Origin of the sequence: Streptomyces longispororuber, from assembly GCF_014656095.1 — a bacterium.
GTDB lineage: Bacteria > Actinomycetota > Actinomycetes > Streptomycetales > Streptomycetaceae > Streptomyces > Streptomyces longispororuber.
Genome location: NZ_BNBT01000232.1, coordinates 1 through 9055, shown reverse-complemented (window position 1 = coordinate 9055; position 9055 = coordinate 1). Strand labels below are relative to the sequence as shown.

8 protein-coding genes are annotated in these 9055 nt (G+C 76.1%); 3 read left to right on the top strand and 5 right to left on the bottom strand.

What is annotated here, in order from left to right; genetic code table 11:
- The 4 genes from IE330_RS36605 to IE330_RS36590 form a co-directional block, all read right to left on the bottom strand.
- On the bottom strand, window positions 1-1084 hold a 1084-nt coding region (locus tag IE330_RS36605; RefSeq protein ID WP_229926183.1), incomplete at its 3' end, for an energy-coupling factor transporter transmembrane component T.
- 13 nt (window positions 1085-1097) lie between these two features.
- Window positions 1098-1754 carry an SCO2322 family protein gene (locus IE330_RS36600; RefSeq protein WP_190140504.1) on the bottom strand — a complete coding sequence of 219 codons (657 nt, stop codon included), beginning with the start codon at window positions 1752-1754 and terminating at the stop codon, window positions 1098-1100.
- 98 nt (window positions 1755-1852) lie between these two features.
- Window positions 1853-3085: an SCO2321 family membrane protein gene (locus tag IE330_RS36595; RefSeq protein WP_190140502.1), complete on the bottom strand. Its 1233-nt coding sequence runs from the start codon at window positions 3083-3085 to the stop codon at window positions 1853-1855.
- Window positions 3086-3547: 462 nt separating this feature from the next.
- Window positions 3548-4600 carry a Strvi_7410 family MBL fold metallo-hydrolase gene (locus IE330_RS36590; RefSeq protein WP_190140501.1) on the bottom strand — a complete coding sequence of 351 codons (1053 nt, stop codon included), beginning with the start codon at window positions 4598-4600 and terminating at the stop codon, window positions 3548-3550.
- A 161-nt stretch (window positions 4601-4761) separates the two neighbouring features.
- On the opposite strand from IE330_RS36590, the gene IE330_RS36585 reads away from it, so the two are divergent.
- Entirely contained in the window at window positions 4762-6276 is a 1515-nt protein-coding gene (locus IE330_RS36585) for an aldehyde dehydrogenase (protein ID WP_190140500.1), read from the top strand.
- Entirely contained in the window at window positions 6276-6509 is a 234-nt protein-coding gene (locus IE330_RS36580; protein WP_190140499.1) for a ferredoxin, read from the top strand. Before IE330_RS36585 ends, IE330_RS36580 begins: the two co-directional genes overlap by 1 nt.
- 155 nt (window positions 6510-6664) lie before the next feature.
- On the opposite strand, the gene IE330_RS36575 is transcribed toward IE330_RS36580, so the two are convergent.
- Window positions 6665-7297, bottom strand: a complete 633-nt coding sequence (locus IE330_RS36575; RefSeq protein ID WP_190140498.1) for a TetR family transcriptional regulator — start codon at window positions 7295-7297, stop codon at window positions 6665-6667.
- 372 nt (window positions 7298-7669) lie between these two features.
- On the opposite strand from IE330_RS36575, the gene IE330_RS36570 reads away from it, so the two are divergent.
- Window positions 7670-9055, top strand: a 1386-nt coding sequence (locus IE330_RS36570) for a glycosyltransferase family 4 protein (protein WP_190140497.1), incomplete at its 3' end; no start/stop codon positions are given.

Below are 9055 nucleotides of genomic sequence, written 5' to 3'. Positions count from 1 at the left end.
GCACGGGCAGCCGCCCGCCGAGCCGCAGCTCGCCGAGCGCGGCGGCGAGGGCGGCGCCGAGCACCGGCAGGCCGTACGTCCCGCCGTCCGCGGTGAGCAGCCCGTACGTGCCCGCGCAGACGCCCATGAGCCCGCCGAGGGTGAGGGCGGCGGTGGTCCTGCGCACCCGGGCGGGCACGGCGGCGGTGCGCCCGAAGCCGCGCGCGTCCATCGCGGCGGCCAGGGCCACGGACCGTTCGAGGGCGCCCTCCAGGACCGGCAGGCCGACCTGGAGCAGCCCGCGGACCCCGCGGTCGGCCCGGCCGCGCAGCCGGCGCGCGGCCCGCAGCCGCTGCACGTCGGCGACCAGGTTCGGCGCGAACGTCATCGCGACGACGACGGCGACCCCCGCCTCGTACAGCGCGCCGGGCAGCGCCTTCAGCAGCCGGGCCGGGCTGGCCAGGGCGTTCGCGGCGCCGACGCAGATCAGCAGGCCCGCCAGGCGCACCCCGTCGTACAGCGCGAACACCACGCCCTCCGCGGTGACCCGGCCGCCGATCCGCACCCCCTGCGCCCAGTCCGGCAGCGGCACCTCCGGCAGCGTCACCAGGAGGTGGGTGCCCGGGATCGGCGAGCCGAGGAACACGGCGAACACCAGGCGGATGCCGATGACGACGAGCGCGATCTTCACGAACGCGCCGTACGCGCGCGCCCAGGGCGCGGAGGTGCGCCGCGCCGCGACCACGTACCCGGCGACCGCGACGAGCAGCCCGATGAGCAGCGGATTGGTGGTGCGGGACGCGGCGGTGGCAAGCCCCAGCGCCCACAGCCACCAGGCGCCCGGGTGCAGGGCGTTGGACCGGTGCGCCTCGGGCGCGGCGAACCGGCGGCGGGGGCCGCCTGGCTTGCGGGGGCCGCGGGGCCCGTGTGCCTCGTGCGACGTCCGTGGACCGTGAGGTCCCCGTGCCTCGTCGGATACGCCGGTCCTGCCGGTCGTACGGGTACTGCGGGTACTGCCGGGAAGGTCGCTGAGCCCCGGAGGACCGGAAGGACCGGAAGGACCGAGAGGCTCGGAAGGGCCGGGTGTGGCGGGCGTGGTGCTCATCGGGGTGCCCGGTTCAGCCGCGGCGGCGGCGGGCCTGCCAGACGGCGGCGGCGCCGAGCGCGGCCACGGCGGCGACACCGGCGATCAGGCCGACGGAGGGGCCGCCGTCGTCGCCCCCGTCGTCTCCGGCCGTCTCGCCCCGCTCGCCGTCCGTTCCCCGCTCGTCCCGCTGTCCCGACACCGGCTCGCCGCAGCCCGTCCTCGGGTAGCCGGAGATGGCGCACAGGAGCGCGCTGCTGTCGTAGCGCAGCGGCTTGGCGACGGCGGCGAGCGCGTCCGCGGCGGAGCCGTCCTCGGCGACGCGGGCGCACGCGGTGCGCGGCTCCGGCGGCCGCTGCCCGTCGGGCGCGTCGGCGGGCACCCCGAAGTCGAGGACGACCGCGACCCGCTTGCGCCCGTCGTCGGCCCGGGTGTCCGCGCAGATGGTGTCGAAGTCGGCCCGCCCGCGCGGCTTCTTCGCGGACCCGGCGTCGGCGGAGACGGCGAAGCGGAAGCCCACCACGTCACGGTCGCCGGGCCGGGCGACGGAGGGACCCTGCGTGGCGTACACCCAGCCGTCGGCGCCGCGCTGCCAGAACGACCAGTAGCGGTACTCCGCCGCGCCCGCGGGGGAGGCGAAGAACAAGGAGAACAAGGAGATCACGGTGACGAGCGTGACGAGCGTGACCAGAGCGGCGAGCGCGGCGGCCGGGGCGGTGCGCGGGTGGGCCCGCCCGCCGGTGGCGCGGCGGGCCGGGCCACGCCCGGCGGGTGCGAGGGCCGGGGCTGTCACAGCCCGGTCTTCTTGCGGCCGCTGAGCAGGAACCCGATGCCCGCGCCCGCGACCAGGCCCACGCCGATGATCCACCAGACGCTGACGCCGCCGTTGTCGTCGGAGTCGGAATCGGAGTCCGCCTTCGGCTTCTTCGTCCCCTCGTCGGACGCCTGCTGCTGCGGGGCCGGGCCGGTGGCGTTGAGCTGCTTGACCAGGTCGGCGCCGCCGAAGTCACGCGGGTCCAGGCCCGCGGCGTGGGCGGCGAGGATCAGTTGGGCGTAGGCGGCGGGGCCGGCCTGCTTCGCCCACGCGGCGGAGTGGCCCGCGAGCCACTGGGCGGACTTCTTCGCCTGCGCGCCCTGGCCGGCCGCGGCGAGCGCGACCACCGCGTCGGCGGTGTTGCCGACGTCCGGCTTGTCGGTGGAGCCGGGCATCGAGGACTTCAGGTACCGGGAGGTGCCGAGCGTCTTCAGGAGGTAGCCGGTGCCGTTGGCGGCGGCCTGCTTCGCCGAGTCGGCGGGCGCGCACCGCGGCTCCTTGGCGTCCTTGTCGGCCGGGGCCACGACCAGGCCCTTGCCGAGGGCGCCGAGGACACCGGCGGCGGTGGCGTCGGCGTTCGGTACGGTCCGGCCCGACCGGGCGTCGGCGAGGCCGAAGGCGCCGCCGGTGCCGCAGTCCATGGCGAGCTTCGTCAGCGCGTCGTACGGCGACTCGCCCTGCTGCGACGTCTGGGCCGCGGGCTTCTGCCCGGCGGCGGCGAGGGCGCCGATCACGATGCCGGTGGAGTTGGCGTCGCTCGGCAGGCCCGGGGTGTAGCCCCAGCCGCCGTCCTGGTTCTGCACGGACTTCAGCCAGGACACGCCCTTGTCGACGGCCTTCTTCTGCCCGCCGAGCGCGGCGAGGGCCTGCACGGCCGCGGCCGTGGAGTTGCTGTCGACCTGGGTCTTGGAGTCGCAGGGCTCACTCGCGTCGGCCCGGTAGGCGGGGAAGCCGCCGCTCGCGCACTGCTGGCCGGTCAGCCAGTCCACGGCCTTCTCCGCGGGGCGCACCCCGGCGACGTCCTGGGCGAGCAGCGCGTACGACTGCCGGAACACGCCGTCGAACTTCGGGTTCGCCGTGCCGTACAGGCCCGACGGCAGCGCCGCGGAGGGCGAGGGCGAGGCCTCGTCGGCGAGGGCGGCCGGGGCCGCGGCCGTGCCGAGGGCGACGGCGGCGGCCAGGGCTGCTGCGCTGCGGCGAACGTTCATGATGCGGCGGGTGCCTCTCCCTGCGGGGAGCCGGGCGGCACGGCACGGCTGGGGTACCGGGCGGCTCCGGCTCCGTGTGCCTCGACGGTGCCGGCCATCGGTACGGTCCCGATGACGCGAGCCGGTCACGCGCGGCACGAGGTGCTCCGGCTCACCGGGCCCGGACGGGGCCGGGAGCCCAGGGGCGGCCGGCGCGGCTTCGCACTGGCGTTCCCTCGTGCGTACGTGATGACGACCCGCTCACTCTACCGGCCCGTAAGCCGCGCCTCCCGGCCAGGCGGGGGCGCGCCCACCGGAGGCGCGCCTGTGCCCGAGCCGCGCACACCACGGCGTACGCGCCCGGCCGCGCGCCGCCGACGTACGCGACCGCGCAGCTCACGCCGCCGAGGTACGCCACCGCGCAGCTCACGCCGCCGACGTACGCGACCGCGCCGTTCCCGGCGACGTACGCCACCGCGCCGCTCACACCGCGACGTACGCCACCGGCTCGCTCCCCGGCACCGCCTCCGCCCGCCCCAGCTTCACCAGCCTGCGCAGGTGCGCCTCCGCCTCGGAGACGGCGATGGTGCGGGAACCGGCGGGGATGTCGGCCCAGGGGCGGTTCCACTCCATGCGCTCGGCGAGCTGCCAGGGCGTGCGGGGCTCGGCGAGGAGCGCGCGCAGGCCCGCGAGCCGGGCCTCGTGGTGCGCGAGCAGCTCCCGCACCCGGTCGGGGGCGTGGGCGAAGGCGTGCTGGTGGGCGGGGAGCACCTCCGCGGCGCCCAGGCGCCCGACGCGCTCCAGGGAGTCCAGGTAGTCCCCGAGAGGGTCGGTGACCGTGCTGTCGTCGGGGTCCTCGTACAGGCCGATGTGCGGGGTGATGCCCGGCAGCAGGTGGTCGCCGCTGAACAGCCGGCCCCGGCCCGGCAGCCGGGCCGGGTGCGCCTCCTCCAGGTGCAGGCAGACGTGGCCGGGGGTGTGCCCCGGTGTCCAGACCGCGCGCAGCCGGCGGCCGGGCAGGTCGAGCAGCTCGCCGGGCGGGAGCGGCCGGTCCGGCAGGGCCGGAAGGTGGGCGGCGAGCCGGGGGGTGCGGCCCGCGTCCCGGGCGGCGAGCAGCGGGGCCACGTGCGCCGCGGGCGCGCCCGCGGCGGTGAGCTTGTCCGCCATGTACCCGTACCACCGCTCCATCGGGTACTCCCGGGTGCGCCGCACCACGTGCGCGTCGGCCTCGTGCATGGCGAGCCACGCCCCGGACGCGGCCCGCACCCGCGCCGAGAGGCCGTGGTGGTCCGGGTGGTGGTGGGTGAGCAGCACGCCGTACATGTCGGCGACGTCCGCGCCGCACGCGGCGAGCCCGGCGACCAGGACGTCCCACGAGTCCGGGTCGTCCCAGCCGGTGTCGACCAGGACCGGGCCGCGGTCGGTGTCGAGCAGGTGCACCAGGGTGTGGCCGAGGGGGTTGTCGGGGATCGGCACGGCGATGCTCCACACCCCGCCGCCGTGGTCGGTCACGCCCGCGCCCGGTACCTGGGTCATCGCAGCCCCCGTCTCCGCGCCCGCCGCCCGCGGCCGCACGGCCGTTGCCCACTATAACTAGAACTGATATCAGTTCTGAGACAGCGTCAGAAACCTCAGGGAGCAGCCCCGCACGGCACGCACGATTCGCGTACGACGACGCACGCAGGAGGCGGTCGGTCATGACGGAGCTCGTGGAGCACGACAAGCTGTTCATCGGCGGGGAGTTGACCGATCCGCTCGGTCAGGACGTCATCGAGGTCGTCTCGCCGCACACCGGCGAGGTGTTCGCGCGGGTGCCGCACGCGGCGCGCGCCGACGTCGACCGGGCCGTGGCCCGCGCACACGAGGCCTTCGACGCGGGGCCCTGGCCGCGGATGGGCCTGGACGAGCGGATCGACGTGGTCACGCGGATCAAGGACGGCTTCGCCGCGCGCCACGAGGAGATCGCCCGGATCATCAGCTCCGAGAACGGCACCCCGGTCACCGCGTCGGTGATGATGCAGGCCCTGGCCGCGATGATGGTGTGGGACGCGGCGATCACCACGGCGCGGGACTTCACCTACGAGGAGCCGCGCGCCGGCGTGCTCGGGCCGATCCTGGTGCGGCGCGAGCCCGTGGGCGTCGTCGCGGCGGTCGTCCCGTGGAACGTGCCGCAGTTCACCGCCGCCGCCAAGCTCGCGCCGGCCCTGCTCGCGGGCTGTCCGGTGATCCTGAAGACCTCGCCGGAGACGCCGCTCGACGCGTACGTCCTCGCCGAGATCGCCGTCGAGGCCGGGCTGCCCGAGGGCGTGCTCTCCGTCGTCAGCGCCGACCGGGAGGTGAGCGAGTACCTGGTCGGGCACCCGGGCGTCGACAAGGTGTCGTTCACCGGGTCGGTGGCCGCGGGCAAGCGCGTCATGGAGGTCTGCGCCCGCCACCTCACGCGCGTCACCCTGGAGCTGGGCGGCAAGTCCGCCGCCGTCGTGCTGCCCGACGCCGACGCGGCGAACGCGGTCGCGGGCATCGCGCCGTTCGCCTGGATGCTCAACGGCCAGGCCTGCGTGGCGCAGACCCGCGTCCTCGTGCCCCGCTCCCGCGCCGGTGAGTTCGCTGACGCCTTCGCCACCGCCGCGTCCGCGCTGAAGGTCGGCGACCCGCTGGACCCGGCGACCGAACTCGGGCCGCTGGTCGCCGAGCGGCAGCGGCGGCGCTCGCTCGACTACATCCGCATCGGCCAGGAGGAGGGCGCCAAGGTCCTCGCGGGCGGCGGCCGCCCGCCCGGGTTCGACCGCGGCTGGTACGTGGAGCCGACGCTCCTGGGCGGCGTCGACAACTCCATGCGCGTGGCCCGCGAGGAGATCTTCGGGCCGGTCGTCTGCCTCATCGAGTACGGCGACGAGAACGAGGCCGTGCGGATCGCGAACGACTCCGACTACGGCCTCAGCGGCAGCGTCTGGACCGCCGACGTCGAGCGCGGCCTGGACGTGGCGCGCCGCGTGCGCACCGGCACGTACTCCGTGAACACCTTCGGCATCGACATGCGCGGCCCGTTCGGCGGCTACAAGGACTCCGGGCTCGGGCGGGAGTTCGGGCCCGAGGGGTACGGCGAGTACTTCGAGCACAAGATGATCCATCTGCCCGCCGACTACCGGGCCGGGTCCGGGGCCGGGCCCGAGTCCGGGACCGGGGCCGAGTCCGGGGAGGCCGGGGTCTGATGGGCGACCGCTGGCACGTCGAGGTCGACCGGTCCGTGTGCATCGGCTCCGGGATGTGCGTGGGCACCGCGCCGGACGGCTTCGTCCTGGACTCCGCGCGCCAGTCGCACCCCAAGGAGCCGGAGACCGACGCCGCCGAGGCCGTCCTGGAGGCCGCGGAGAGCTGCCCGGTGGAGGCGATCACGATCACCCTGGCGGACAGCGGGGAGGTGGTGTTCCCGCCGGAGGACTAGGGCCCGTCCGGCGGGCCGGCGTACGGACGCCACGGCTCGGGCGCGGGCGCCCCGGCTCACGCTCCGGCGTACGGGGTTCCCGGCGCGGGCACGGGCGCGGGCGCGGGCGCGGGCGCGGGCGGCGCCGCCGCGCGCGCCCCGGCGTACGGGCGCGGCTACTCCGCCTCCGCCGCCGTCAGGTCGATCAGGCGGCACACCATCTCGATGTCGATCTTCACCTGGGCGATGGAGGCCCGGCCGGAGAGCCAGGTGATCAGGGCGGAGTGCCAGGTGTGCTCGACGACCCGCACCGCGGAGAGCTGCGCGGGCGTCGGCCGGCCGTCGTCCAGGCCCATCGCGTCCAGGACGATGGCCGTGGTGAGCCGCGAGACCGTGTCGACCTCGGGGCTCACGGACCGGTCGGCGAAGGTCAGGGCGCGCACCATCGCGTCGGCGAGGTGCGGCTCGCGCTGGAGCGCGCGGAAGGCCCGCATCAGCGTCTCGGCCACCCGCTCGGCGGGCGTCGCACCGGCGGGCGGGTGCTTGCGCAGCGTGGCGTGCAGGTGCTGGAGCTGGTCCTGCATGGTGGCCACCAGCAGGTGCACCTTGGAGGGGAAGTAGCGGTACAGCGTGCCGAGCGCGACCCCGGCGGCCTCGGCGACCTCCCGCATCTGGACCGCGTCGAAGCCGCCGCGGCTGGCGAGCTGGGCGCTGGCGTGCAGGATGCGGCGGCGGCGCGCCTCCTGGCGCTCGGTGAGGGGCGGCGACGCCACCGCCCGCGCCCCTGCCGTCTTCGCGTGAGCTGTCATCGTTCCGTCGTCCCGTCAGTCCCGTTGCCCCGCCGTCGCCCCGCCGGTCCCGCCCGATCCCGCCCGATCCCGCCGACCCCGTCGCCCCGCCGGTCCCGTCGGCCGTTCCCGGGCCCCGGCGGCCCCGCTCCCGGCCCGCTTCCGAAGCCGTCCCGAGGTCCCGCGCGGGTCCGCGGTCGACCGCACAGCATGGCAGGGCGGCCGCCGTGGCGCGAATCACCTGGTCCGGTCCTTCCGGTGTGGCTACCTGCCGGTAAATTCGAGCTCGTCCGGCGATCAAGGGCGGTCACGCGGGGAACAAACTCTGAAACTTGTTCTACATTACCGTCCCGACGTAGTCTCGCGGGAGCTGAGGGAAGAAGGGGGCCTACAGTGACGGCTGAGGCCAGTAAGGCGGGCCCCCCACCGGGGTCGGCCCACGACGGCGGCCGCGCGCTGCGCATCGCGCTCCTGACGTACAAGGGGAACCCGTTCTGCGGCGGGCAGGGCGTGTACGTCCGCCACCTCTCGCGCGAACTGGCCCGCCTCGGCCACCGGGTCGAGGTCATCGGCGCCCAGCCCTACCCCGTGCTCGACGAGGGCGAGGGGCTCGACGGCCTCAGTCTGACCGAGCTGCCGAGCCTGGACCTCTACCGCCAGCCGGACCCCTTCCGCACGCCGAGGCGCGACGAGTACCGCGACTGGATCGACGCCCTCGAAGTGGCCACGATGTGGACCGGCGGCTTCCCCGAGCCGGTCACCTTCAGCCTGCGGGCCCGGCGCCACCTGCGCGCCCGGCGCGGCGCGTTCGACGTCATCCACGACAACCAGACGCTCGGCTACGGCCTCCTCGGCGACCTCGGCGCCCCGCTGGTGACGACCATCCACCACCCCATCACCGTGGACCGCCGCCTTGAGCTGGACGCGGCCGCCGACTGGAAGCGCCGCGCGTCCGTGCGCCGGTGGTACGCGTTCACGCGCATGCAGAAGCGCGTCGCGCGCCGCCTGCCGTCCATCGTCACCGTCTCGGGCACCTCGCGCCAGGAGATCGTCGACCACCTCGGCGTCCGGCCGGAGCGGATCGACGTCGTCCACATCGGCGCCGACACCGACCTCTTCGCGCCCGACCCGGCCGTGCCCGAGGTGCCCGGCCGGATCGTGACGACGTCCAGCGCCGACGTCCCGCTCAAGGGCCTGATCCACCTCGTCGAGGCGCTCGCGAAGGTCCGGACCGAGCACCCGGCCGCGCACCTCGTCGTCGTCGGCAAGCGCGCCGAGGACGGACCGGTCGCCGCGGCCATCGAACGCTACGGGCTCGACGGCGCGGTGGAGTTCGTCAAGGGCATCACCGACGAGGAGCTCGTCGACCTGGTGCGCTCGGCGCAGGTGGCGTGCGTGCCCTCGCTGTACGAGGGCTTCTCGCTGCCGGCCGCCGAGGCGATGGCCACGGGCACCCCGCTGCTCGCCACGACCGGCGGGGCCATCCCGGAGGTCGCCGGGCCCGACGGGGAGACCTGCCTCGCCGTGCCGCCCGGCGACTCGGGCGCGCTGGCCGCCGGGCTCGGGCGCCTGCTCGGGGACGCGGAGCTGCGGGCCCGCCTCGGCGCGGCCGGACGCGCGCGGGTCCTGGCCAGGTTCACCTGGGCGCGGGCCGCGCAGGGCACCGTGGAGCGCTACCGGGACGCCATGGCCCGCGCCGCGGCCCGGGACCCGCACCGCCCCGCCACCCGCCACGTGCCCGCGCCGGGCGCGGCCGCGCCGGGCCCCCCCCCCCCCCCC

Excerpts from the sequence above, each read along its gene's own strand:
- IE330_RS36595 (WP_190140502.1), bottom strand. The coding sequence starts at position 3,085 with ATGAACGTTCGCCGCAGCGCAGCAGCCCTGGCCGCCGCCGTCGCCCTC.
- IE330_RS36590 (WP_190140501.1), bottom strand. The coding sequence starts at position 4,600 with ATGACCCAGGTACCGGGCGCGGGCGTGACCGACCACGGCGGCGGGGTG.
- IE330_RS36585 (WP_190140500.1), top strand. The coding sequence starts at position 4,762 with ATGACGGAGCTCGTGGAGCACGACAAGCTGTTCATCGGCGGGGAGTTG.
- IE330_RS36580 (WP_190140499.1), top strand. The coding sequence starts at position 6,276 with ATGGGCGACCGCTGGCACGTCGAGGTCGACCGGTCCGTGTGCATCGGC.
- IE330_RS36575 (WP_190140498.1), bottom strand. The coding sequence starts at position 7,297 with ATGACAGCTCACGCGAAGACGGCAGGGGCGCGGGCGGTGGCGTCGCCG.